At 67.3% G+C, this 23,959-nt stretch carries 22 protein-coding genes; 18 read left to right on the top strand and 4 right to left on the bottom strand.

All coding sequences use genetic code 11. The features are described 5' to 3' along the window. Positions 1–74 precede the first annotated feature (74 nt). The 10 genes from ING98_10400 (at position 75) to ING98_10355 (ending at position 8,962) form a co-directional block, all read left to right on the top strand. Positions 75–1,691: an ABC transporter substrate-binding protein gene (locus ING98_10400; protein ID MCA3102276.1), complete on the top strand. Its 1,617-nt coding sequence runs from the start codon at positions 75–77 to the stop codon at positions 1,689–1,691. A gap of 5 nt (positions 1,692–1,696) precedes the next feature. Then, positions 1,697–2,710 carry an ABC transporter permease gene (locus ING98_10395; GenBank protein MCA3102275.1) on the top strand — a complete coding sequence of 338 codons (1,014 nt, stop codon included), beginning with the start codon at positions 1,697–1,699 and terminating at the stop codon, positions 2,708–2,710. Next, positions 2,703–3,554: an ABC transporter permease gene (locus ING98_10390; GenBank protein MCA3102274.1), complete on the top strand. Its 852-nt coding sequence runs from the start codon at positions 2,703–2,705 to the stop codon at positions 3,552–3,554. The genes ING98_10395 and ING98_10390 overlap by 8 nt, the downstream gene beginning before the upstream one ends. Further along, positions 3,554–4,528: an ABC transporter ATP-binding protein gene (locus ING98_10385; protein MCA3102273.1), complete on the top strand. Its 975-nt coding sequence runs from the start codon at positions 3,554–3,556 to the stop codon at positions 4,526–4,528. The genes ING98_10390 and ING98_10385 overlap by 1 nt, the downstream gene beginning before the upstream one ends. After that, positions 4,525–5,532, top strand: a complete 1,008-nt coding sequence (locus tag ING98_10380; protein ID MCA3102272.1) for an ABC transporter ATP-binding protein — start codon at positions 4,525–4,527, stop codon at positions 5,530–5,532. The genes ING98_10385 and ING98_10380 overlap by 4 nt, the downstream gene beginning before the upstream one ends. 13 nt (positions 5,533–5,545) lie before the next feature. Beyond that, positions 5,546–6,304: a GntR family transcriptional regulator gene (locus ING98_10375; protein ID MCA3102271.1), complete on the top strand. Its 759-nt coding sequence runs from the start codon at positions 5,546–5,548 to the stop codon at positions 6,302–6,304. 7 nt (positions 6,305–6,311) lie between these two features. Then, positions 6,312–7,061, top strand: coding sequence for an SDR family oxidoreductase (locus ING98_10370; protein MCA3102270.1), 750 nt, complete (start codon positions 6,312–6,314; stop codon positions 7,059–7,061). 21 nt (positions 7,062–7,082) lie between these two features. After that, entirely contained in the window at positions 7,083–7,694 is a 612-nt protein-coding gene (locus tag ING98_10365; protein MCA3102269.1) for a DUF2726 domain-containing protein, read from the top strand. Positions 7,695–7,886: 192 nt separating this feature from the next. Continuing rightward, positions 7,887–8,576 (top strand): CoA pyrophosphatase, encoded by a 690-nt coding sequence (locus tag ING98_10360; protein ID MCA3102268.1) that lies wholly within the window; start codon positions 7,887–7,889, stop codon positions 8,574–8,576. 20 nt (positions 8,577–8,596) lie between these two features. After that, a complete protein-coding gene (locus ING98_10355) occupies positions 8,597–8,962 on the top strand; it encodes a DUF3301 domain-containing protein (GenBank protein ID MCA3102267.1) in 366 nt (121 codons plus the stop codon). A 21-nt stretch (positions 8,963–8,983) separates the two neighbouring features. Here the strand turns inward: ING98_10355 and ING98_10350 are convergent, their stop codons facing one another. Together ING98_10350 and lplT are read right to left on the bottom strand one after the other, a co-directional pair. Then, positions 8,984–9,406: a DUF937 domain-containing protein gene (locus ING98_10350; protein MCA3102266.1), complete on the bottom strand. Its 423-nt coding sequence runs from the start codon at positions 9,404–9,406 to the stop codon at positions 8,984–8,986. Positions 9,407–9,457: 51 nt separating this feature from the next. Then, positions 9,458–10,765: a lysophospholipid transporter LplT gene (lplT, locus tag ING98_10345; protein ID MCA3102265.1), complete on the bottom strand. Its 1,308-nt coding sequence runs from the start codon at positions 10,763–10,765 to the stop codon at positions 9,458–9,460. On the opposite strand from lplT, the gene ING98_10340 reads away from it, so the two are divergent. The 5 genes from ING98_10340 to ING98_10320 all read left to right on the top strand — a co-directional run bounded on the left by ING98_10340 (position 10,764) and on the right by ING98_10320 (position 16,030). After that, positions 10,764–11,708, top strand: coding sequence for a LysR family transcriptional regulator (locus ING98_10340; protein ID MCA3102264.1), 945 nt, complete (start codon positions 10,764–10,766; stop codon positions 11,706–11,708). The genes lplT and ING98_10340 overlap by 2 nt on opposite strands. Continuing rightward, positions 11,708–12,829, top strand: coding sequence for an alanine racemase (gene alr / locus ING98_10335; GenBank protein MCA3102263.1), 1,122 nt, complete (start codon positions 11,708–11,710; stop codon positions 12,827–12,829). The genes ING98_10340 and alr overlap by 1 nt, the downstream gene beginning before the upstream one ends. Before the next feature lie 9 nt (positions 12,830–12,838). Next, positions 12,839–14,209 (top strand): DNA repair protein RadA, encoded by a 1,371-nt coding sequence (radA, locus tag ING98_10330; protein ID MCA3102262.1) that lies wholly within the window; start codon positions 12,839–12,841, stop codon positions 14,207–14,209. Positions 14,210–14,337: 128 nt separating this feature from the next. Further along, positions 14,338–15,087 (top strand): electron transfer flavoprotein subunit beta/FixA family protein, encoded by a 750-nt coding sequence (locus ING98_10325; GenBank protein MCA3102261.1) that lies wholly within the window; start codon positions 14,338–14,340, stop codon positions 15,085–15,087. Positions 15,088–15,100: 13 nt separating this feature from the next. Beyond that, the gene (locus ING98_10320; GenBank protein MCA3102260.1) at positions 15,101–16,030 is read left to right on the top strand and encodes an electron transfer flavoprotein subunit alpha/FixB family protein; all 930 of its coding nucleotides are present in this window, start codon (positions 15,101–15,103) and stop codon (positions 16,028–16,030) included. Here ING98_10320 and ING98_10315 read toward each other — a convergent pair. Beyond that, positions 16,011–17,540: a sensor histidine kinase N-terminal domain-containing protein gene (locus tag ING98_10315; protein ID MCA3102259.1), complete on the bottom strand. Its 1,530-nt coding sequence runs from the start codon at positions 17,538–17,540 to the stop codon at positions 16,011–16,013. The genes ING98_10320 and ING98_10315 overlap by 20 nt on opposite strands. Beyond that, positions 17,527–18,204, bottom strand: a complete 678-nt coding sequence (locus ING98_10310; GenBank protein MCA3102258.1) for a response regulator — start codon at positions 18,202–18,204, stop codon at positions 17,527–17,529. Before ING98_10310 ends, ING98_10315 begins: the two co-directional genes overlap by 14 nt. Before the next feature lie 206 nt (positions 18,205–18,410). On the opposite strand from ING98_10310, the gene ING98_10305 reads away from it, so the two are divergent. From ING98_10305 to ING98_10295, 3 genes are read left to right on the top strand one after another with little or no spacing between them, the layout of a single operon-like run. Beyond that, positions 18,411–19,682: a TolC family protein gene (locus ING98_10305; GenBank protein MCA3102257.1), complete on the top strand. Its 1,272-nt coding sequence runs from the start codon at positions 18,411–18,413 to the stop codon at positions 19,680–19,682. Then, positions 19,679–20,839: an efflux RND transporter periplasmic adaptor subunit gene (locus tag ING98_10300; protein ID MCA3102256.1), complete on the top strand. Its 1,161-nt coding sequence runs from the start codon at positions 19,679–19,681 to the stop codon at positions 20,837–20,839. Before ING98_10305 ends, ING98_10300 begins: the two co-directional genes overlap by 4 nt. Further along, a complete protein-coding gene (locus ING98_10295; protein ID MCA3102255.1) occupies positions 20,836–23,940 on the top strand; it encodes an efflux RND transporter permease subunit in 3,105 nt (1,034 codons plus the stop codon). The genes ING98_10300 and ING98_10295 overlap by 4 nt, the downstream gene beginning before the upstream one ends. Positions 23,941–23,959: the final 19 nt, after the last annotated feature.

Here is a 23,959-nt window from a genome sequence, read left to right as displayed (position 1 = left end):
GCCGTGTCCGCCAGCACCCCCGTCCCGGGATCGACGCATCCACCTGCATCGGTTCCCACGTTATCGGAGAACCCATGAATCGACGCCGCTTCATCAAGTCCGTTGCCGCTACCGGCAGTGCAAGCACCGTAGCCGCAGGCTCGTCCGTTGCCCTCGCCCAGGATGCAAAGCGCGAAACGCTGGTGGTCGCCAATGAATTCGGTCCCAACAGTCTGGATATCCACGGCGTCGGCGCCAACCGGCCCGCCTACGGCGTGGCAGTCAATGCCTACGACCGGCTGATGACGTTCGGGCGCAAGAAACTCCCGGACGGAACCGTTTCCTATGACTACAGCAAGCTCGAGCCGGAACTGGCCGAGAGCTGGCAGGTTGCGAAGGACGGACAGTCGGTGACTTTCAAGCTGCGCCGCAATGCCACATTCCACGATGGCACACAGGTGACCGCGAAGGACGTCAAGTGGTCCTACGATCGAGCGCTCGGCATGGGCGGGTTCCCGCAGTTCCAGATGCGCGCGGGATCGCTCAACGAGCCCAAGCAGTTCATCGTGGTGGACGACTTCACCTTCCGCGTCGAACTCGACCGGCGGGACAAGATGGCGATGCCCAACATGGCGGTGCCGGTGCCCTCGATCTACAACTCGGCGCTGGCGATGAAGAACGCATCCGACAAGGATCCGTGGGCAGCGGCCTGGTTGCGCAACAACACCGCTGGCGGCGGTGCGTTCCGGGTGGAAGCCTGGCGCCCGGGACAGGAGCTGATCTACAGCCGCTTCGACAACTGGAAGAGCGGTCCGCTGCCCCGGCTGCGGCGCATCGTCCAGCGTGAGGTACCCTCCGCCGGCAATCGCCGGGCGTTGCTCGCGCGTGGCGACATCGACATGACCTACGAACTGCCGCCGAAGGACTTCCTCGAGATGGCGAAGGAGTCCGGCCCGGTACGCGTGGTCTCGACGCCGGTCGAGAACGCGCTGTTCTACATCGGCATGAACACCACCCGCCCGCCGTTCAACAATCCGCTGGTGCGCCAGGCGATTGCCTACGCGCTGCCGTACGACCGGATGAATGACATCGGCTTCTGGGGACGCGGCACCAAGATGTGGGGCGCGAAGTCGAACACGCCGACGAAGGCCGAATGGCCGGTGCCGCACGGCTACAGCACCAACGTGCCGCGTGCGCTCGAGCTCATGAAGCAGGCTGGCATGCCGGACGGTTTCGAGACCACACTTTCGTTCGACCTCGGCGGCGCGACCATCGGAGAACCGGTGTCGATCCTCATCCAGGAAGCGCTTGCCCGGATCAACGTCAAGGTTTCGATCAACAAGGTGCCTGGCGCCAACTGGCGCGCCGCGCTGCTGAAGAAGGACATGCCGCTGATCTTCAATCGCTTCGGCGGCTGGCTCAACTTCCCCGAGTACTTCTTCTACTGGTGCTACCACGGCCAGAACGCGGTGTTCAACACGATGAGCTACCAGAATCCGGCCATGGACAAGCTGATCGACGCGGCCCGCTTCGAAACCGACCCCAAACGCTACGAGGCACAGGTCAGGAACTTCGTCGAGATCGCGTTCACCGACGTGCCGCGCATCCCGATCATCCAGCCGGCCTTCGATGTCGCGATGCAGAAGTACGTGCAGGGCTACATGTACTGGTTCCATGTGCAGGCCGACTACCGCACGATCTTCAAGGCCTGACGCGCGTGCTGCGGCTCATCGGCAGACGGCTGCTGGCGGCGATCCCGAACGTCATCGGGATCGTCATCGTGACCTTCATCCTCACTCGTGCGCTGCCGGGCGACCCGGCCGCCTTCTATGCCGGGCCCGCCGCGACCCAGGAGGCGGTCGAGCAGGTGCGCGCGAAGCTGGGGCTAGACCAGCCGCTGTGGGCGCAGTTCGTCGACTACATCGGTGACCTGGCGCAGGGCGACCTCGGCCTTTCGGTCTCGACCGGGCAGCAGGTTCTCGACGAGATCCTGCGTCGGCTGCCTGCATCGCTCGAACTGACGCTGCTCGCACTGCTGGTCGCCTGTGCCGTCGCGCTGCCGCTGGGCATCGTCGCCGCCACCCGGCCCGGTTCGTGGATCGACCACGCGTGCAGGTTGATCACGACGCTCGGCGTCTCGCTGCCGATCTTCTTCACCGGCCTGCTGCTCGCCTATGTCTTCTACTACCTGCTCGGCGTCGCGCCGCCGCCCGTCGGGCGCCTCGATTCGATGTTCGCCCCGCCGCCGCACATGACCGGCTTCTACCTGGTCGACAGCCTCGCTGCGGGGGACTTTGCGTTGTTCGTCGCGGCCGGCAAGCAGATGATCCTGCCGGTGCTAACCCTCGCGATCTTCGTGCTGGCCCCGATCGCGCGGATGACCCGGGCGGGGATGCTCGGCGTGCTCTCCTCCGACTTCATCCGTACCGCGCGGGCGAGCGGGCTGTCGTCGTCGACCGTGCTCTATCGCTATGCGTTCCGGAACGCGATGCTGCCGGTGGTCACCACCATGGGCATGGTGTTCTCGTTCATGCTCGGGTCGAACGTGGTGATCGAGAAGGTGTTCGCGTGGCCGGGCATAGGGTCGTTCGCGGTCGATGCGCTGGTGCAGTCCGACTATGCGCCGGTGCAGGGCTTCGTGCTGGTGATGGCGCTGCTCTTCGTTGCGATCAACCTGATGATCGACATTCTCTACACGGTCATCGACCCGCGGGTGAGCATCGATGACTGAACTCGCCGGCCTGCGCCATGTACGCTACGTGCTTGCGGACAATCCGGTCACCGCCGGTGCGTTCGCCCTGTTCGGTTTCTTCGTCCTGCTCGCGCTGTTCGGCCCGTGGCTTGCGCCATTCGACCCGCTCGCCACCAGCCCCGACAAGGTGCTGCAGCCGCCGTCGGCCGTGCACTGGTTCGGCACCGACCAGCTCGGCCGTGACATCCTGTCCCGGGTGATCGTCGCCACGGGCCTCGACTTCGGAATGGCGCTCGCAGCGGTGCTCCTGTCGTTCGGCCTCGGGTGCGCGCTGGGGGCCTGCGCCGGATACTACGGCGGCTGGATCGACCGCGGCGTGAGCCGGCTCGCAGACACGATCATGGCCTTCCCGCTGTTCGTGCTGGCGATGGCGATCGTCGCTGCGCTCGGCAATTCGGTCGAGAACATCATCTACGCGACCGCGATCATCAACCTGCCGTTCTACATCCGGGTCGCCCGCTCCGAAGTGAACGTGCGCCGCAATGCCGGCTTCGTCGAGGCAGCCCGCCTGTCGGGCAACACCGAGGCGCGCATCCTGGCCTTTCACCTGTTCCCGAACATCCTGCCACCGGTGATGGTGCAGATCTCGCTGAACATGGGCTGGGCGATCCTGAATGCGGCCGGGCTCTCGTTCATCGGGCTGGGCGTACGACCGCCGCAGCCCGAGTGGGGGATCATGGTTGCCGAGGGCGCAAGCTACATGATCTCCGGCGAATGGTGGGTGTCGTTCTTCCCGGGGGTGGTGCTGATGCTGGCAGTATTCTGCTTCAACCTGCTGGGTGACGGCCTGCGCGACATGATCGACCCGAGGCGGCGTACGTGATGGACACGCGCGTTCCCCTGCTGTCCGTCGAATCGCTCGGCGTCGAGTTCCGCACGCGCGGCGGTATCGTCCATGCGCTCGAGGACATCTCGTTCTCCGTCGGCAAGGGCGAGACCGTCGGTATCGTGGGTGAGTCAGGGTCCGGAAAGTCGGTACTGTTCTATGCCGTTCTGGGCATTCTCGACGCGGCGGGCCGCATCACCGGCGGACGGGCGGTGTTCGGCGGGCTCGACCTGGTGCGCGCGAGTGCGGCGGATCTGGAGGAGATCCGCGGCCGCGAGGCTGCGATGATCTTCCAGAATCCCCGGGTCGCGCTGAACCCGATTCGCAAGGTCGGGCACCAGGTCGAGGACGTACTCGCGCGTCACACCAGCACGCCTTCCGCCGACCTGCGGCGCCGCGCGATCGAGGCGCTCGCTTCGGTGCGCATCCCCGATCCGGAGCGCCGCTACCATGCGTATCCGTTCGAACTGTCCGGCGGCCTGTGCCAGCGCATCATGATCGCGATCGCGCTCGCCTGTACGCCCTCGCTGCTGGTGGCGGACGAGCCGACCACCGGCCTGGACGTCACGACCCAGGCAGCGGTGATGGACCTGATCGGTGAACTGGCGCGCCAGCGCAACATGGCCACCGTTCTGATCACGCATGATCTCGGGCTGGCGGCGGAACATTGCGACCGGATCGTCGTGATGCATGCGGGCCATGTCGTCGAGACTGCGCCGACGACCGAGCTGTTCGCGCACCCGCGCCACCCGTATACGGCGCGTTTGATCGCCACGACGCCGCACGCCGGCAGCGACCTGCGTTCGCTGGCCGCGATTCCCGGTTACCTGCCTGACCTTCGGCGCAGCGACCTGCCGGCTTGCCGGTTCAGCGAGCGTTGCGAGCGTGCGGAGCCGGCGTGCGGCGAGCGTCCGCTGGCGCGGCTGGATACCGGCGGCGTGCATTCCGTTGCCTGCAGGAGGCCGTTGTGAGCGACGATACGCAGCCGCTGCTGCAGGTCGAGCAGGTGCGCAAGCTGTTCCCGCTGAAGACGGCGGGAAGCCTGGTACCGTTCCGTGCTGGCCGGCGTACGCCGCTTCTGCATGCCGTCGACGGCGTCGATCTGTCGATCGGCCGGGGCGAGAGCGTCGGCCTGGTGGGCGAATCGGGCTGCGGCAAGTCGACGCTGGTCCGCCTGATCACGCGTACCCTCGACCCGACCGAAGGCAGCATCCGCTTCCGGGGCGACGATATCGGTGGCATCCCGGCGAGCCGGTTCGCACGGGTGCCGCAGCGCAAGCTGATCCAGATGGTGTTCCAGGATCCGACCGACAGCCTCAACCCCCGCTACACCGCGTGGGACACGATCGCCGAGCCGTTGCGCCTGCTCGGCAACCTCTCCGGTGCCGCCCTGTCCGACCGGATCGAGACGATCGCGGCGCTGGTGCAGATGCCGCGCGAACTGCTCGGTCGCTTTCCGCACCAGTTGTCGGGCGGCCAGAAGGCGCGGGTCGGCATCGCGCGCGCGGTCGCCCTGGAGCCTTCGCTGCTGATCCTCGATGAGCCGACAGCCGCGCTCGATGTGTCGGTGCAGGCGGTGATCCTCCACCTGCTCGCCGACCTCCGGGAAAAGCTCGGCATGAGCTATCTGTTCGTGTCGCACGACCTCAACATCGTCCGCCTGCTGTGCGATCGGGTGATGGTGATGTATCTGGGCCGGATCGTCGAGTCGGGACCGGCGCGCCAGGTCTTCGAGGCGCCGCGGCATCCGTATACGCGGGCGCTGCTGTCGGCCATCCCGGGTCTCGGCGGAGAAGCGTCCCGGCGCATACGGCTGGAAGGGGACCCGACCAGCCCGGTGGATCCCGATCAGGGGCGCTGCCGTTTCCATGGCCGCTGCCCGAAGGGGCAGGATGCCTGCACGCGGTCGTCGCCATCGCTGGTGCAGATGGCACCAGGCCATGCGGTGGCCTGTCATTTCCCGGAACCTGGATGACGAGGTCGCAGGGATGAATGCTCCTGCCGGACAGCATCTGTCCGAGGTCGCCTACGAGCAGATCAAGCGCGATGTGTTCGAGTTCCGGCGCCTGCCTGGCGATCGCTTTACCGAGAATGAAGTCGCGCGTGAGCTCGGCATGTCGCGTACCCCGGTGCGCGAGGCATTGAACCGGCTGGCCCAGGAGGGGCACCTGTCGGTGGTGACGCGCAGCGGCTGGATGGTGCGACCACTCGATTTCGCACTGTTCGACCAGCTCTACGACACGCGTATCGTCCTTGAACTCGCGGCCGTGCGCCGGCTGTGCGAACAGGAGGGCGCCGAGGCGCTCGGCTCGCTGCGCGATGCATGGATGGTCCCGGCAGCGTCCCGCCTGTCCGACGAGCGTGCGGTGGCTACCCTCGACGAACAGTTCCACGAGCGGCTGGTGGTGGCGACCGGAAACCTGGTGATGGCGCAGATGCATCGCGAGGTCACCGAACGCATCCGAATCATCCGCCGGCTCGACTTCACCGAAGCAGGTCGCGTGGCGGTGACCTACGACGAGCATGCCCAGCTGCTGCGCAGCATCCTGCGGCGCAAGGGCGATGAGGCGTGCCTGCTGCTGAAGTCACATATCGAGACGAGCAAGCAGGCAGTGCGCAAGATCACGCTGCACCGCCTTTTCGTGGCCCGCAATGCAGGCGCGCCCGGGGGCACCGAAGGCGCCTGTCCGGGCGCGTATGGCGCACCACCGGTCGCGAGTCCGCGTCCGCCAGGTCAGACCGTATAATGACGGCATGGCGAAGAAGATCATCAAGCCGACGCCGGCGGATGCATCCGGCGAGGGGCCGCGCATCGCGCTGGTCACCGGTGCCAATCGCGGACTCGGCTTCGAGATCGCGCGCCAGCTTGCGCGGCGCGGGCTGAAGGTGCTGCTGGCGTCGCGTACTCTTGCCAAAGGGCGCGCGGCAGCGAAGCTGCTCGCGGTGGAAGGGCTGGACGTGGAGCCGGTCCGGCTCGACGTCACCGATCCCGACCAGATCAAGACGCTGGCGCGCGACCTGCGTACGCGGCTCGCGGGGCTGGACGTTCTCGTCAACAATGCCGGGGTGCTGCTCGATCCGCGGGGTGGCCGCTTCCTCGATTCGCGCCAGGCGACTTACGAGCGCACGCTCGCGACGAACGTGCTGGGCCCGCTGATGCTGTGCCAGGCCGTACTCCCGATGATGATCGAGCGGGGCTACGGCCGCATCGTGAACCTGTCCAGCGGGCTGGGGCAGCTCGACGAGATGGGCAGTGGAACACCCGCCTACCGCATCTCCAAGACCGCGCTCAATGCACTGACGCGCATCGTTGCGTCGGACACGCGCGGCAGCGGCGTGCTGGTGAATTCGGTCTGTCCCGGCTGGGTACGCACCGAGATGGGTGGTGCGGAAGCGCCGCGCACGGTCGCCCAGGGCGCGGATACCGCGGTCTGGCTGGCAACGCTGCCCGGCGACGGACCGAGCGGTGGTTTCTTCCGCGATCGCAAGCAGATCCCCTGGTAGATCGGAGCGAGCTGCCGCGCGATGGATGCCTCGATCCTGGTGGTGCTGGTCTGCGGTGCGATGTGGGTCGGCGTGATCGGCTGGGCAGTCGTGCGCTGGAGACGCTCGCGTGATGAGCGGGAGCGTGAACGGTCGCTGCGTTTCGAGCATCTGATCGGCCCTGCGTCCAAGAGCGGCGGCCGGCTGGCGCCGCACAGTGGCAGCGCAGGATTGCCGATATCCCAGGCCTCGACCCTGCAGGCGCCGCCTTTCCGGATACGCGATCGCCTGCTCGACAAGCCAGCGACGCTGGCGCTGTACGCGATACGGGCCGCCGTGCCCGACCATGAAGTGTTCGTCCGGGTCAGCCTGACCGAACTGCTCGACGTGCCGGGGGCCGTTCAGGGCTACGACCGTGCTCAGCGCCTGAAGAAGCTCGCGCCGCTGACGGTGGATTTCGCCGTGGCGAACAAGAAGATGCAACTGGTCGCGGTGATCGACCTCGAGGATATGCATGCGACGGTCGAGGAGCGCGCGCTGCTGCGGACGAAGGCGGAGTGCCTGCGCGAGTTGCCGATACGCCACCTCACGTTCTCGCGCGTCCGTCTGCCGAAGTACCAGGACATCCGGCAGCTCCTGCAGGCCCCGGGCTGAGACAGTGGCGGCCGGCACAGGCAGCTCTCCCCCGCCATCCGTGAAGCCGCGGGCACTGGCCGGTCTGCGTTCTGCCTCCGGTGGCGCCGGTCCCTGCGCACCGCGTTCCCGCATGGAGGAGGACGGCGTCATCGGCGACGGCGGCTCCAACGCGAGGTGCGGCCATGGCGGGAGCAGCGCGCGCGGGCAGCGATCGCTCGAGGCGTGACCGTGCACGCCGCTGTCCCGCTCGACCGCGATTGGCTGGCCTGGCGCCTCGCCGGCGCGGCGTCGCGCGAAGCGCTGGTACCTGGGGATGTGCGCGTGCCGGCGCCCGGTGCGGGGCAGTCGTCGCAGCCCGCCGGACCGGGGCATGCACCCGGTAACGAGGTAGCCTTCGAGAAGGCGCGTATCCCGGCCGCCGTGCTGGTGCCGCTGATACCGCGTCCCGAAGGCGTCGCCGTGCTGCTCACCGAGCGCGCCGGCCACCTGTCGCGGCATGCGGGACAGGTGGCGTTTCCGGGCGGGCGCTGCGATCCGGACGACGATTCGATCGTGCATACCGCGTTGCGCGAGGCACAGGAGGAAGTCGGTCTAGATCCTGCCCGCGTCGACGTGCTGGGGGTACTGCCGCAGTACCGGACGCGGACCGGGTTCCTGATCACCCCGGTGGTCGGCTGGATCGAACCGCCATTCAGCCTGTTGCCCGATCCCGGCGAGGTGGCCGATGTGTTCGAGATGCCGCTCGCGTTCGTGCTCGATCCAGCCAACCACGAACGGCACCATCGCGATGCCGATGACGGACGACGCTACTTCTACGTGCTGCCGTTCCAGGACCGTTACATCTGGGGGGCTACCGCCGCGATGCTGGTCAACTTCCATCACGTGCTGACGTCCGGCTGAGTGCCAGTGACATCGACCCGATGACCGCGGAAATCCTTTTCCTGATCGCCTGTGCAGGGCTGGGCGCGTTCTGGTTCGACTCGATGCGTGCCCGCGAGGCCGCCCTCGACAGTGCGCGCCGCTCGACGGAGGCTGCTGGCTGCCAGCTGCTCGACGCGACGGTTTCCCTCGCGTCAGTGCGGCCGGTGCGAGAGCAGGGGGGGATGCTGCGGCTGCGCCGGACCTACCGCTTCGAGTTCAGTGATGACGGGATGCGCAGGCTTCAGGGCTGCGTGACCCTGTCTGGAAGCCGACCAGAACGGGTCGAGCTCGAGCCGCACCGCGAGCAGCCGCCGACCTGGACGGTGGTCCGCGGTGGACGCGACCTCGACGACGAATCGTACTGAGGCGCGCCCCGAGGCGAACGGTCAGCCGAACGGCTTGCCGCCGAGGAGCGATTCGAGCCCCTGTGGCACCAGCGATTGCAGGTCGCCGACCGTGCCATCCGGTGTGAGCTTGTCGACCACATCGGGCAACAGCGAAGCGACCGACTGCGACGCCTGTTCCGGCGACGTCCCGATCTGCGCGGCGAGCGCGGAAATCCAGTCGCCGCCGAGCGCCTGCTGCAATTGCGCGGGATCTACCGGCAGGTTCGACCCGGTTCCGACCCAGGACGCCGCCTGCTCTCCCAGGCCGCCCTGCTGGAGTCGATCGATGAGGCCCTGCAGACCGCCCGGCTGCTGCAGCAGGCCCAGCGCCATCTGCAGCAGAGGATTCTGCTGTCCGCCGCCGCCCAGTTGCTGGAGGAGTTGGCCGCCGATGCCGCCGGCGAGTTGGTCGAGCAGTCCCATGCATGTCTCCTTCACGATGATGGTTCAGCGTCTCATGAATGCCGGGGTAGTTCAACCGTCCTGGTCATGCGCATGCCGGCGCCAGATCAACGCCATCGATGCCGTCACCACCAGGCCGAATACCATCACGGCGCCGTGCACGCCGATTCCCGCGCGGATCATCAGTGCGTAGGCGCCCAGCATCAGCAGGATGCTCAGGTTCTCGCTGAAGTTCTGCACCGCGATCGAACGGCCGGCACCCATCAGACGCTGGCCTCGATACTGCAGCAGGGCATTCATCGGCACGACGAAGTAGCCGCCGAACGCGCCGATCAGCACCAGCAGCGGGATCGCAGCCAGCGAGGAGGTGACGAAGGTCATCGCCAGCACGGCCAGGCCCATCGCGATGCCGACCGGCAGCACCTGCACCGATTGTTCCAGCCGCACCGCGCGCGCCGCTATCGCGGCACCCAGTGCAATGCCCACGGCTACGACCGCGGTGAGGCGCGTGGCTTCCTCGAGCGAGTAATCCAGCGCAAGGGCAGCCCATGCAAGGATGATCAGGCGCAGCGTCGCGCCGGCACCCCAGAACAGCGTCGTGACCGCCAACGACACCCGACCGAGCGGGTCGCGCCACAGCAGCCGGGAGCAGTGGACGAACTCGCGCACCAGCGCGACTGGCCCGGGGCCGCCCGGCCGGCGTGTCGGCTTCGCCGAGGGCACGTACAGGTTCGCGACCGCTGCTGTACCGTAGATCGCCAGCAGGAAGAGCAATGCGATCTTCGGCGCGCTATCGAGGTGCAACTGCAGCAGCGGCAGGTGCGACAGGCCGGCCCACGCGGCGAGCGCGCGGTCGCCGATCAGCGCGCTACCGAGGATCGCGCCGAGGACGATGGCGGCCACGGTCAGGCCTTCCATCCAGCCATTGGCCATCACCAGCCGCTCGGTCGGCAGCAGTTCCGTGAGGATGCCGTACTTGGCCGGCGAGTACATCGCCGCGCCGAGGCCCACCAGCGCGTAGGCGGCGAGCGGATGCCCACCCCACAGCATCGCCGCGCAGCCTGCCATCTTCAGGGCGTTGCTGATGGACATGACGCGGCCCTTGGGCATGCAGTCGGCGAGGGTTCCGACGAAGGGTGCCAGCAGGATGTAGGAGAAGACGAAGCATTGCTGCAGCACCGGGACCTGCCAGGCTGGCGCGGCCTGCTGGGACAGCAGTGCGATCGCCACGAACAGCAGCGCGTTGTCGGCCAGTGCGGAAAGGAACTGGGCTAGCAGCAGCGTGCGGAAGCCGCGTCGTGGCCGGGCGGGGCGGGCGTCCTTGGTCAGCGCCAGGGAACTGTGGTTGAATGGATCATCGTTTTCCGTTCCCGCTGCCATGGCCGATCGCCGTCTCCAGGTGTTCCATGCGGTTGCCCGCCTGATGTCCTTCACGCGCGCAGCCGAAGAACTCTGCATGACCCAGCCAGCGGTGACGTTCCAGGTGAAGCAGCTCGAGGAACAGTACAACACCCGGCTCTTCGATCGCAGCCACGGGCGCATCTCGCTGACCGCCACCGGCCAGATCGTGTTCGATTATGCGGGCCGTATCGTGAGGCTGAACGAAGAACTCGAAACCCGCATCGGCGAAACGACCGGTGGCGTACGTGGCCCCCTGATGCTCGGGGCGAGCCTGACGATCGCGGAGTTCATCCTGCCGCGCATCCTCGGCGAATTCAAGGCGCGCTACCCCGAGGTTCGTACGCAGATGACGGTAGCCAATTCCGAATCGATCGAAACGCGCGTGGCCGATCACGCGCTGGATGTCGGCCTGATCGAGTCGCCATCGACGTTGCCCAGCCTGACCACCGAGGTATGCTGCGAGGACGAACTGGTACTGATCTGCGCCGCATCGCACCCGTTCGCCAGCCGGGTTTCCGTGACGCCGCAGGATGTCGCAGCGCAACCGTTCATCAGCCGCGAGACGGGCTCAGGTACGCGCGAGTTCACCGACCAGTATTTCCGGCAGGCGGGTGTTGCACCCGACGATCTCAACCTGGTGATGGAGCTGGGCAGTCCCGAGGCGATCAAGGGGCTGGTCGAGACGGGACTTGGCGTGTCGATCATGTCTCGTGCGTCGATCGCCAAGGAATTGCGCCTGGCCTCGGTGGTCGCGCGGCCGCTCGAGCCGCCCCTGATCCGCATCCTGTCTCTGGTGCGCCCGAAGGACCGGTTCCAGTCGCGCCTGGTCGCCACCTTCATCGATTTTGCGCTGACTCGCATGAGGCAGTCGATGCGCGGGCACGACGAGGCACGGGCCGTGGCCGGCGCGAGGGGCGCCTGATGCCGCGCCCGCTGCAGGCCGTGATCGACCTGGCCGCGCTGGCTGCGAACCATGCGCTCGCCAGGGCGCTTGCGCCGCGCGCACGCGTGCTGGCGACGATCAAGGCGAATGGCTACGGCCACGGACTGCCCCGCGTCGAACGCGCGCTGGCCGATGCCGACGGCTTCGCGGTATGCGAGATCGACCAGGCGGCGGCGCTGCGCGAGCGGGCGCGCTCGGCACGCTGCGACCGGCCGGTACTGCTGCTAGAAGGCTTCTTCTCGACGCCGGACCTCCTGGTGTGCGCCAGCGAGGGCATCTGCCCGGTCGTGCACGACCAGGCCCAGGTCGATATGCTCGAACAGACGCGGCTGGAATCGCCGATCGATGTCTTCGTCAAGATGAACAGCGGCATGAACCGCCTCGGCTTCGCCCCCGAGCGATTCGGCGTCGCGGTCGAGCGGTTGCATGCGTCGCACTCGGTGCGCTCGATAACGCTGATGACCCATTTCGCGGCGGCCGACGAGGCCGAGGGCGTCGCAGCGCAACTCGAGGTGTTCGAAGCCCATGCCGCGCCGTTCGGCGCGCTGCGCCGGTCGCTGGCGAACTCGGCGGCGCTCCTGCGCTATCCGCAGACCCATGCCGATTGCGTACGGCCGGGCATCATGCTTTATGGCGTATCGCCGTTCGCCGATCGCACCGCGGCTTCGCTCGGCCTGCGTGCGGTGATGTCGCTCGAGGCAGAAGTGATCGCGGTACAGACGCTCGCCGCGGGCGACCGCGTCGGCTATGCGGGTGTCTTTCGCGCCGAGGCGCCGATGCGCGTTGGCATCGTCGCCTGCGGCTATGCCGACGGCTACCCGCGCCATGCGCCGACCGGCACGCCGGTGCTGGTCGACGGCCGGCGCAGCCGCACCCTTGGCCGGGTATCGATGGACATGCTGGCGGTGGACCTTACCGGCATGCCTGAGGCGGGCGTGGGTACGCCCGTCGTTCTCTGGGGAGGGGCACTGCCGGTCGAGGAGGTGGCGGCGGCAGCCGGCACGATAGCCTATGAACTGCTGTGCGCGCTGGCACCGCGCGTGCCCGTGCGTGAAGCGTTCCCCGATACCCCGACGGTCGCCACCGTCGAAGCGGGCTGAGCTGCCGCGGTGGCGCGCGACCGTACCCTCCATGTCTGCAGCGCCTGCGGTGCGCAGTCGACCAAGTGGCAGGGGCAGTGCCCGGGCTGCAACGAGTGGAACACGCTCGTCGAGACGGTTGTCAGCAGCCACCCCGGCGCGGCCGGAGGCAAGTCGGCTGCGGGCGCTGCCGGCAGTTCGCGTCCGGTGTCTTCGCTGTCGCAAATCACGCCACATGCCGAACCGCGCTTCGAAACCGGCAGCACCGAGCTCGATCGCGTGCTCGGCGGCGGACTGACCCGGGCTAGCGTGGTGCTGATCGGCGGCGATCCCGGGATCGGCAAGTCGACGCTGCTGCTGCAGGCCATGGCAACGATGTCGGCGAACCGCCGCTCCCTGTACGTGACCGGCGAGGAGTCGATGGAGCAGGTTGCACTGCGCGCACGCAGGCTCGGCGTCGATGCCTCCGACCTCGGGCTGCTCGCGGAGACGCAGCTCGAGAACATTCTGGCGACGCTTTCGGCCGAGCACCCTGACGTGGCGGTGATCGACTCGATCCAGACCGTCTATTCGGGGCAACTGATGTCGGCACCCGGATCGGTGTCGCAGGTGCGCGAATGCGCGGCGCAGTTCACCCGTTTCGCGAAGGCATCCGGCTGTGCGCTGGTGATGGTCGGCCATGTCACCAAGGAAGGCGCGCTCGCCGGTCCGCGCGTGCTCGAGCACATGGTCGATACGGTGCTCTACTTCGAGGGCGAGACCCATTCCAGCTTCCGGCTGATCCGCGCGTTCAAGAACCGCTTCGGTGCAGTCAATGAACTGGGCGTGTTCGCGATGACCGAGAAGGGGCTGAAGGGCGTCTCGAATCCTTCGGCAATGTTCCTGTCCCAGCACGAAGCGGAGGTGCCCGGTGCCTGTGTCACCGTGACGCTGGAGGGCACCCGGCCGCTGGCGGTGGAACTGCAGGCGCTGGTCGACGATGCGCACGGGTCGAATCCGCGTCGGCTGACCGTCGGCCTGGAAAACAACCGGCTGGCGATGCTGCTTGCCGTGCTGCACCGCCATGCCGGCATCGCCTGCAACGACCAGGACGTATTCGTCAACGCGGTGGGGGGCGTGCGGATCGGCGAGCCGTCCGCGGACCTGCCGGTGCTGCTCGCGATCGTGTCCTCGCTGCGTGGGCGAGCGGTGCCCGGCAAGCTGATTGCGTTCGGCGAGGTCGGACTGGCCGGCGAGATCCGCCCGGTGGTGCGCGGCCAGGACCGGATAAAGGAAGCGGCCAAGCTCGGGTTCACCCGGGCGATCGTGCCTGCCGCGAACCGGCCGAAGCAGCCGATAGATGGCATCGAGATCGTCGGCGTCAAGCGCATCGAGGAAGCGCTCGCGGCGCTGCGCGGCTGAACGATCGCGCCGACCCGGCTGGTGCGCGAGGCACGGCGCCGCCGTTCGGCACCGGCATTGCAGGCCGGGCGTCCGCGCGACCGGCTATAATCGCGGGCTGTCTTTGGTCTCCCGGGGGGCGGTTCCAGATGAAGGTGCTGGTCGCAGTCAAGCGCGTGGTCGATTACAACGTCAAGGTGCGGGTGAAGGCCGACGGTACCGGCGTGGACATCGCCAACGTGAAGATGTCGATGAATCCCTTCGACGAGATCGGTGTCGAAGAGGCGATCCGTCTCAAGGAAGCCGGTGCCTGCAGCGAGATCGTGGTCGTCTCGCTCGGCGTCCCGCAGTGCCAGGAGACCTTGCGCACCGCGCTTGCGATGGGCGCCGACCGTGCCATCCTGGTCGAGACCGATGCCGAACTGCAGCCGCTGGCGGTGGCGAAACTGCTCAAGGCGGTGGTCGATCGCGAACAGCCGAAGCTCGCGATCCTCGGCAAGCAGGCGATCGACGATGATGCGAATCAGACCGGACAGATGCTCGCCGCACTGCTCGACTGGCCGCAGGCCACGTTTGCCTCGAAGCTCACGATCGTCGGCGAGCGCGCCGAGGTGGTTCGCGAGATCGATGGCGGCCTCGAGTCGCTGTCGATCGGCCTGCCGGCGGTGATGACCACCGACCTGCGGTTGAACGAGCCGCGCTACGTCACGCTGCCGAACATCATGAAGGCGAAGAAGAAGCCGCTCGAGGTGCTGAAGCCCGATGCGCTCGGGGTTGACCCGGCGCCTCGGCTCGCCACGCTGAAGGTGGAAGAGCCGCCGAAGCGGCAGGCCGGCGCCAAGGTCGCCGATGTGAAGGAACTGGTCGCGAAGCTCAAGGGCGAAGCGAAGATCATCTGAGCGGGGACGAGACATGGCTATCCTGGTCGTTGCAGAACACGATGAGGGCGTGCTGAAGTCAGGCACGCTGAATACGATCACAGCGGCCACGCAGATCGGGGCCGACGTGACGGTGCTGGTCGCAGGCGACGGCAGCGCGGCGGTCGCGGCCGAGGCGGCCAAGGTCGCCGGCGTATCGCGGGTGCTTGTCGCCGACGCGCCGCATTACGGAAAACCGACGGCGGAAAACATCGCGGCACTCGTGCTGTCGGTAGCCGGGCACTACGGCCATGTAATGGCGCCGGCGACCAACTTCGGCAAGAACTTCATGCCGCGCGTTGCCGCGCGCCTGGACGTCGCGCAGATTTCCGAGATCTCCGCGGTGGTGTCGCCCGATACTTTCGTGCGCCCGATCTATGCCGGCAATGCACTGGCAACGGTGCAGTCGAAGGATGCGATCAAGGTCCTCACCGTCCGCCCGACGGCGTTCGAGCCAGCCGCCACCGGTGGCAGTGCGCCGGTCGAGGCGGTCGCCGCCGTCGCCGATACCGGACAGTCGACGGTCACCGGCCGCAACCTCACGAAGAGCGAGCGGCCGGAACTGGCAGCGGCACGCATCATCGTGTCGGGCGGGCGCGGCATGGGCAACGGCGAGAACTTCAAGCTGCTGGAAGCGCTGGCCGACAAACTCGGCGCAGCGGTCGGTGCCTCGCGGGCTGCGGTCGATGCCGGTTTCGTCCCCAACGACTACCAGGTCGGACAGACCGGCAAGGTGGTCGCGCCGGAACTGTACGTGGCTGTCGGCATCTCGGGGGCGATCCAGCACCTCGCCGGCATGAAGGACAGCAAGGTGATCGTCGCGATCAACAAGGACGCCGAGGCGCCGATCTTCCAGGTCGCAGATTACGGATTGGTCGCCGACCTGTTCCAGGCCGTGCCGGAACTCACCGCGGAACTGGGCTGACCAGGTCGAGCGTGCGTCTCGCCGCCGGGACGGATCCCGGCGGTGCCTTCGCGAAAGATGCCCGGATCAGCGTACCCCGGCCGGCCGGACCATCGTCGATCGTCACGCGGGCAGCGTGCACGTTGGCGATCTCTTGTACGATCGCGAGCCCCAGGCCGCTCCCGTCTCCGATCGTACCGGGAGCCCGGTAGAAGCGTTGGAACACCTGTTCACGCTGTCCTGACGGTATCCCCGGACCATCGTCGACCACGCTCAGCACGGCGTTGTCGGACTCTACTGCCGTGCGTACGGTGATCGAGCCACCTGCTGGCGTATAGCGGATCGCGTTCTCGATCAGGTTGTCGAGCAGGTCGCGCAGCAGCCGCGCGTCGCCGACGATCGGGGCCGCCTCCAGTTCGAAGCCGAGATCGAGATCCTTCGCGAGCGCGCGCGGCACCCAGAGGGACGCCGCATCCTGGGCGACCGAACGCAGGTCCAGGGCGCGTAGCGCGTCCGGTCGGTGCCCGCCGGGTTCGGCTCGAGACAGGGCCAGCAACTGGTTGGCGAGGTGCGCGGCGCGCACCGTCGCGCTGCGCAACTGGTGCAGGCTGCGCAGCATCGGTTCCGGCGCCGGTTGCCGCAGCGCGAGCTCGACCTGGGTCTGCAGCCCCGCCAGCGGCGTACGCAACTGGTGCGCGGCGTTGGCGGTAAAGCGCTGCTGGGCGTCGAGCGCGTCGCGCAGGTCGCCGAGGAGGTCGTTCAGGGTGGCGACCAGTGGCCGTACCTCGGTGGGCGCGTAGCTCCCGTCCAGTGGCCGCAGATCGCGCGCAGAGCGCTGGGCGATTTCCGAGCGCAACCGCTCGAGCGGCGCGAGGCTGCGCAGTATGCCGAACCAGACCAGAACCATCGCCATGGTTGCCACCATCAGGTCCGGGATCGTCTCGCCGATCAGTATCTCGCGCGTGAGGCGGTTGCGCTTGACCATCGTCTCGGCGACCTGGATGACGACCGGGCCGTTCGGCTGCGGTACGTACAGTGCGGCGATTCGCACTCGCTCCGCGTTGACCGTGCCGTCGTAGAACGTACGGTGCCCGACCGGTACCACCGGCGGCGGTGGCGGCAGTTCGGGCTGGCCGGCCAGCAGTTCGCCGTTCAAGCGCGAGACCGAGAAGTAGATCCGGTCGTAGCTGTCGATGCGCAGCACGTCCTGCGCCACTTTCGGCAGGTCGAGCACGGTGTTTCCGCTCTCGCTGTCGACATGCTCGGCCAGCGCCAGGGCCGGGTCGAGGAGTGCCCGGTCATAGGTTATCGTAGCGGAGCGCAGCGCAACCCAGTACGAGAACAGTGTCCCGGCGACCAGCAGCAGTGCGAGCGGGATCGCCAGCCAGATCAGCAGTTGCTGACGCAGGCTTTGCCCGCGCAGGCCCGCGACACCCTCCGGCGACCGCGCGGGATGTGCCGTATCGGGGCGTGCGGCGTTGCCGACTTCGCGCGGCCTGGTCTCCGGTTCCGACCGGTCAGCCGGGCTCATTCTGCTCTTCGAGCAGATAGCCGAACCCCCTTACCGTCCGGATGCGCACGCCGCCTGCTTCCACTTTCGCGCGCAGACGGGACATGTAGACCTCGATGGCATTCATCGACAGTTCCTTGTCCCAGTTCGACAAGGCCTGCATCAGGTTTTCCTTGGACACGACCTGGCCGGCACGCAGCATCAGATTCTCGAGCACGCTCCATTCGCGGCTGGTCAGGTCGATGGCCTGGCCGCTGAGGGTCGCCCGTCGCGCCACGGTATCGAGCAGCAGCGGCCCGTTGCGCAATTGCGGATTCTTGTTCGCCTGGCCCCGGCGCAGCAGCGCGCGCACCCGCGCTTCGAGTTCCGGCAGCGCGAACGGCTTGGGCAGGTAGTCGTCGGCACCCAGGTCCAGCCCGTGGACGCGATCCTCGATTGCGTCTCGTGCGGACAGCACGAGCACCGGCACGTACTCGGGCCGCTTGCGCAGCCGGCGCAGGACTTCGAAGCCGTCGATGCCAGGCAGGCCGATGTCCAGTACGATGAGATCGTAGCGCTCGCGCAGGAGGGCAGCTTCGGCGGCCTCGCCGGTCACCACATGTTCGACCCTCAGTTCGGACTCGGTGAGGATGCGTGTCAGTCCGTCTGCCAGCGTAGCATCGTCTTCAACGATCAGGATCTTCACGCAGCACCTCTCCCTGGGTAGTGTCAGTTGATCGACGGGATGATGCACCTGCTACCTTGCTGCAGGCTTTCTTGGCTGACGGCGGGCGGTGAGGCAGGTTCACGCACGGAGCGCAGACGCCGCGCCGATGACAACCAGCTTTCGATTGCAATGGATGTACCCGGCGGCTAACCTGACCATATCGTCATCAGAAAGGAACATCGTTCGTGCATCGTCGAGCAGGTTCGTGCCTGAAGCGCGGCGCCAGGGCGTTTGTGGGCATGCTGGCCGTGGTGCTGTCGGGTACTTGCATCGCCGGCGCGCCCCCGTTGACCCTGGTCGACGCGCTGGGGATGGCGGAACGCAGCAATGCCTCGCTGCAGGCGGTGATCGCACGTCAGGATGCCGCACGGGCTGCGTCCGTCACCGCGCGCCAGTTGCCGAACCCCGACATCGAGGTGATCGCAGGTCCGGTCCGACCGCGCAGCATCGGTGGGCCGGACGGACATGCACTGGCGATCAACTTCGGGCAGCCGCTCGACTATGCCGGACTGCGTGCGGTCCGCGCCAGGCTGGCCGATCTCGGCAGCGATGGCGCGGAGGCCGCCGTCCGCACCTTGCGGCGCTCGCTGTATGCCCGGGTACGCGTCCACTTCTACCAGGTGCTGCAGCGACAGGAGCAACTGCGGATCGCCGAAGAGGAACTCCTCGCGCTGCAGCAGATCCGTGAGCGGGTGAACCTTCGGGTGCAACTGGGCGAGGCGCCGCGCCTTGATCTGATCCGTGCCGACACCGAGCTGCTGAACGCCCGGCGCAACCGTGATTCTTCAATCGTCAGGGTGGAGCAGGCGCGGGGCGCGCTGGCTTCGCTGATCGGCATGCCGCCGGGCGAACTGCCGCGTATCGAGGGCGCGCTGCCCTCGCTCACCGCCGTGCCGTCGCTCGTGGAGATCCGCGACCAGGCTCTGCGCAGCAGTCCGGAGCTCGGGCAACTGGAGGCGGAACAGCGGCGGGCTCGCGCCAGGGTTGAACTGGAGCAGGGCCTGCGCAGACCACAGGTCCGGATGCTGGTCGGCCACGACACCGAGCCGGACCAGACCCGTTGGCGCCTCGGGCTTTCGGTGCCGTTGCCGCTGTTCAACCAGCGCCAGGGGCAGATCCTGGAAGCGCAGGCCGACGCCTCATTCGCCGATGCGCAGTTCGCGTCGCGCCGGCAGCAACTGCTTGGCGAGATCGACTATGCGATTGCCGGCTACTCGATCGCGCGGCAGCAGGTCGACGCCTTCGAGAGCGGGCTGATCCGCCAGGCCGAACAGACAGTGCGCGTGGCCGAGGCCGCCTACCGTTTCGGTGAGCGCGGGATCATCGACTACCTCGACGCACAGCGGACGCTGCGTGGCGTGCGCCAGGAATACATCAATGCGCTGTACGAGGCGCGCTACGCGCTGATCGAAGTCGAGCGCCTGGTGGGCGTCGACGTGCTCGGAGGAATCAAATGAGCATCTGTCCGGAACGACGCCTGCGAACAGGAGCCGTGCTGGCCTGCGTCGCGCTTTCGATGCTGGCCGCCTGCGGGCGCGAGGCCGCGAAGCCGGCCCCGGTCACTGCGGCCACGCGCGACCCGATGCACGTGAAGGTCGATGCGGAACTGTTGAAGCGGCTGCAGGTGGTCCCCGCATCGCGCGCCGAGATCCAGGAGTACTTCCGGGTGGCCGGCAGCGTGCAGGTCGACGAAGACCGCGTGGCCCGCATCGGCTCATCGGTGACCGGCCGGATCACGGATGCACCGGGCTCGCTCGGCCTCGACGTGCGCGTGGGCCAGACGCTCGCGACGCTCGACAGCGCGGAACTCGCCTCTGCCCAGCGCAACTTCCTGAAGGCCGGGCTTGACCTGGAACTCGTGCAGCGCGCGGTGGAAAGGGCGCGCCTGCTGGTCAATGCGGACGTGATCGGCTCGGCCGAGCTGCAGCGCCGTGAGAACGAGCAGTTTTCCGCGGAAGCGGAGCTGCGTACCGCGCGTGGCAACCTGCTGATCCTCGGCATGAGTGGACAGGCCATCGAGCGGCTCGAGAACACACGCGCGATCAGCCCGGTGATCTCGATCGCGTCCAAGCTCTCCGGCACCGTCATCGAGCGGCGCGTGACGGTCGGCCAGGTGGTGCAGCCGGCCGATCAATTGTTCACGATCGCTGACCTGTCCCAGGTCTGGGTGGTGAGCGAGGTGCCGGAGGAGCAGGCTTACGGCGTTCGCGTAGGCGATCCGGTCGAGGTGGTCATTCCGGCGCTGCGCGACCGCAGACTCGAGGGCAAGGTGACGTTCGTCGGCAACACGGTCAATCCGGAGACGCGCACGATCACCGTGCGTACCGTGCTGGCCAACGCGGATCGGTCGATCAAGCCGTCGATGCTCGCATCGATGGCGATCCGCGAGCCGTTGCGGCGGGCGCTGGCAGTGCCAGCCGCGGCGGTGGTACGCGACGGAAACCGTGACCATGTATTCGTGCAGGCAAAGCCCGGCCTTTTTCACCTGCGCCCGGTCAACCTCGGCCCGGAGAGTAACAACGGCCTGCGGCCGGTACTCGGCGGGCTGACCGAAGGAGAGTCCGTGGTCGTCGATGGTGCCTTTCACCTCAACAACGAGCGCAACCGCCAATGATCGAAGCGATCGTTCGTGCGAGCCTGCGGCAGCGGCTCGTGCTGCTGGTGATCTTCGTCGTGCTTGGCCTTTTCGGCGCGCGCTCGGTGCAGAAGCTGTCGCTCGACGCCTTCCCCGATGTCACGACCATCCAGGTGCAGGTGGCGACCGAGGCCCCTGGCCGCTCGCCCGAGGAGGTCGAACGGTTCGTCACCGTGCCGATCGAGATCGCGCTGACCGGCCTTCCCGGACTGCGCGAGATGCGTTCGCTCAATCGCGCGGGGCTGTCGCTGGTGACGCTGGTGTTCAGCGACGCGACCGACGTGTATTTCGCGCGCCAGCTGGTGCTCGAGCGCCTGATCGAGGTGCAGGCGAGGCTGCCGGGCGACACGGTGCCGGTGCTCGGGCCGGTGTCCACCGGCCTGGGGCAGGTCTATCAGTACACGCTGGAGCGGGCCGACGATGGCCGGCGCGCACTCACGCGCGCAGAACTCACCGAGCGGCGCATCGTGCAGGACTGGGTGGTACGTCCGATGCTGCGCGGCATCTCCGGCGTGGCCGAGGTCAATTCCCACGGGGGCTATGTACGGCAGTACCAGGTGCTCGCCGATCCGCAACGCATGCGCGGCTTCAACGTGCGCCTGGCCGAGATCTACACGGCACTGGAACGCAACAATGCGAACAGCGGCGGCGGGATACTGCCGCGCGGCGCCGAACAGTACCTGATCCGCGGTGTCGGTCTGGTGCGCACGCTGGAGGACATCGGCAACATCGTGATCAAGGAAATCGGCGGAACGCCGGTATTCCTGCGCAGCGTGGCCACGATCACCCTGGGCGAGGAGGTCAGGGTGGGCGCGGCGGTCAAGAACGGCGATACCGAGGCGGTGGCCGGCATCGTCATGATGATCCGTGGCGGCAATGCGCGCGATGTCGTCAGCCGGGTCAAGCAGCGGGTGGACCAGATCAACGAACAGGACCTGCTGCCCGGAGGCCTGAAGATCGTCCCGTTCTACGACCGCACCGAACTCGTCGATTCGGCCCTCTACACGATCGTCAAGGTGCTGCTCGAGGCGATCGTGTTCGTGGTGATCATCCTCATGGTTTTTCTCGGCGACATCCGGTCCAGCCTGATCGTCGTGGCGACGCTGCTGCTGACGCCGCTGTTCACCTTCATGGTGATGAACCAGTACGGCATCTCGGCGAACCTGATGTCGCTCGGCGGGCTGGTGATCGCGATCGGCCTGATGGTCGACGGTTCGGTCGTGGTGGTCGAGAACACGTTCAAGCGGCTGGGCGAGGCGCGCGACTCCGGCGAGAACCGGCTGCGTATCGTGCTGCGCGCCGCAGGCGAGGTGGGCGTTCCGGTGGTGTTCGGCGTAGGCATCATCATCGTCGTGTTCATGCCGCTGCTGACCCTGACCGACATGGAGGGCAAGATGTTCGGCCCGCTGGCGCAGGTGATCGGCATCGCGCTGGCGATCTCCCTCGTACTGTCGCTCACGCTCACGCCCATCCTCGCGTCGTACATGCTGAAGGGTGGTGCCGACCACGACACGCTCGTGATCCGGATGATCAAGCCCGGCTACCTGCGCCTGCTCGACTGGTCGGTCGCGCACGAAAAGTCGGTGGTCGCGATCGCGATCGGACTGCTCGCCGCTGCCGGCGCGGCGTTCCCGTTCCTCGGCACGGCCTTCGTCCCGGTGATGCAGGAGGGCGCGGTCACGCCGCAGATCATCCGCGTACCCTCGGTATCCCTGGAGGAGTCGCTGCGTACCGAGTTCGAGGCGATGAAGCTGGTGTCGCAGGTGCCGGGCGTGAAGATGGCGGTGTCCACCCTTGGCCGGGGCGAGAGCCCGGCCGACCCCGCCGGGATGAACGAATCGGGCCCGGTGGTGAGTCTGCTGTCGCCCGACGAGCGCCCGGAGGGTTTCAAGCGACAGTCCGACATCGAGCGCCGGATCCGCGAAGTCCTGTCCGTGCTGCCCGGCGTGCAATTGGTGATGAGCCAGCCGATCCAGGAGCGGGTCGACGAAATGGTCACCGGCGTGCGCTCGCAGGTTGCGATCAAGCTGTTCGGCGAGGACCTCGCCGTGCTGCGTCAGAAGAGCGAGGAGATCGCGCGCGTGCTCAACGGCATCGAGGGCACCCGCGACCTTCGGCTGGACAGGGTGAGCGGCCAGCCTTACCTGACCATCGACATCGATCGCACGGCGATCGCGCGCTACGGCATCAACGTGTCCGACGTGCACGACGTGATAGAGACGGCGATCGCCGGCCGCCAGGCTACCGAGGTGTTCGAAGGGGAACGCCGCTTCGCAGCCGTGGTGCGTTATCCGGAGCCCTACCGCGACAGCATCGAGGCGATCGGCAATATCCTGTTCACTTCGCCCAATGGTGCGATGGTGCCGCTCAAGAGCCTGGCGACGATCACGGTGGTCGACAGCGCACCGGTGATCGCGCGCGAATCGGGGCGCCGCCGGATCGTGATCGGGTCCAACGTGGCCGGTCGCGACCTGGGCGGCTACGTAGCCGAGGCCCAGACGCGCATCGCGGAAAAAGTCGACTTGCCGGACGGTTACACGCTGGAATGGGGCGGCCAGTTCGAGAACATGGAGCGGGCGCTGGGCCGGTTGTCGGTGATCGTGCCGATCACGGTCGCGACCATCTTCTTCCTGCTCTTCATCCTGTTCAAGTCCTTGCGCTGCGCAGCACTGATCATCCTCGTGCTGCCGTTTGCGTCGCTGGGTGGCATCTTCGGCCTGCTGCTGTCGGGCGAGTTCCTGTCGGTGCCGGCATCGGTCGGCTTCATCACGCTATGGGGGATCGCGACCCTGAACGCGGTGGTGCTGGTCGAGTACATCCGTCACCTGCGCGGCGAAGGGCTGGACGTTCGCGAGGCCGTGGTCGAGGGCTGCAAGGCGCGCCTGCGGCCGGTGCTGATGACTGCTTCGGTGGCGATGCTCGGATTGATCCCGATGCTGTTCGCCACCGGCCCTGGTTCTGAAGTCACCCGTCCGCTGGCGGTGGTGGTGATCTCCGGCCTGGTCACCTCGACGTTGCTCACGCTGGTTGTGGTTCCTGCCCTGTTCAAGTGGTTCGACGAGAAGCCGATCGAGGCGTGACCGCGAGGGCTGCCCGGGC

It is taken from the genome of Rhodocyclaceae bacterium (assembly GCA_020248265.1).
Taxonomy (GTDB): domain Bacteria; phylum Pseudomonadota; class Gammaproteobacteria; order Burkholderiales; family CAIKXV01; genus CAIKXV01.
The sequence above is the reverse complement of the archived record's forward strand: the minus strand, read 5'-3'. Positions and strand labels throughout refer to the sequence as shown.

Excerpts from the sequence above, each read along its gene's own strand:
- ING98_10400 (MCA3102276.1), top strand. The coding sequence starts at position 75 with ATGAATCGACGCCGCTTCATCAAGTCCGTTGCCGCTACCGGCAGTGCA.
- ING98_10390 (MCA3102274.1), top strand. The coding sequence starts at position 2,703 with ATGACTGAACTCGCCGGCCTGCGCCATGTACGCTACGTGCTTGCGGAC.
- ING98_10385 (MCA3102273.1), top strand. The coding sequence starts at position 3,554 with ATGGACACGCGCGTTCCCCTGCTGTCCGTCGAATCGCTCGGCGTCGAG.
- ING98_10375 (MCA3102271.1), top strand. The coding sequence starts at position 5,546 with ATGAATGCTCCTGCCGGACAGCATCTGTCCGAGGTCGCCTACGAGCAG.
- ING98_10370 (MCA3102270.1), top strand. The coding sequence starts at position 6,312 with ATGGCGAAGAAGATCATCAAGCCGACGCCGGCGGATGCATCCGGCGAG.
- ING98_10365 (MCA3102269.1), top strand. The coding sequence starts at position 7,083 with ATGGATGCCTCGATCCTGGTGGTGCTGGTCTGCGGTGCGATGTGGGTC.
- ING98_10355 (MCA3102267.1), top strand. The coding sequence starts at position 8,597 with ATGACCGCGGAAATCCTTTTCCTGATCGCCTGTGCAGGGCTGGGCGCG.
- ING98_10350 (MCA3102266.1), bottom strand. The coding sequence starts at position 9,406 with ATGGGACTGCTCGACCAACTCGCCGGCGGCATCGGCGGCCAACTCCTC.
- ING98_10340 (MCA3102264.1), top strand. The coding sequence starts at position 10,764 with ATGGCCGATCGCCGTCTCCAGGTGTTCCATGCGGTTGCCCGCCTGATG.
- lplT (MCA3102265.1), bottom strand. The coding sequence starts at position 10,765 with ATGGCAGCGGGAACGGAAAACGATGATCCATTCAACCACAGTTCCCTG.
- alr (MCA3102263.1), top strand. The coding sequence starts at position 11,708 with ATGCCGCGCCCGCTGCAGGCCGTGATCGACCTGGCCGCGCTGGCTGCG.
- ING98_10325 (MCA3102261.1), top strand. The coding sequence starts at position 14,338 with ATGAAGGTGCTGGTCGCAGTCAAGCGCGTGGTCGATTACAACGTCAAG.
- ING98_10320 (MCA3102260.1), top strand. The coding sequence starts at position 15,101 with ATGGCTATCCTGGTCGTTGCAGAACACGATGAGGGCGTGCTGAAGTCA.
- ING98_10315 (MCA3102259.1), bottom strand. The coding sequence starts at position 17,540 with ATGAGCCCGGCTGACCGGTCGGAACCGGAGACCAGGCCGCGCGAAGTC.
- ING98_10300 (MCA3102256.1), top strand. The coding sequence starts at position 19,679 with ATGAGCATCTGTCCGGAACGACGCCTGCGAACAGGAGCCGTGCTGGCC.
- ING98_10295 (MCA3102255.1), top strand. The coding sequence starts at position 20,836 with ATGATCGAAGCGATCGTTCGTGCGAGCCTGCGGCAGCGGCTCGTGCTG.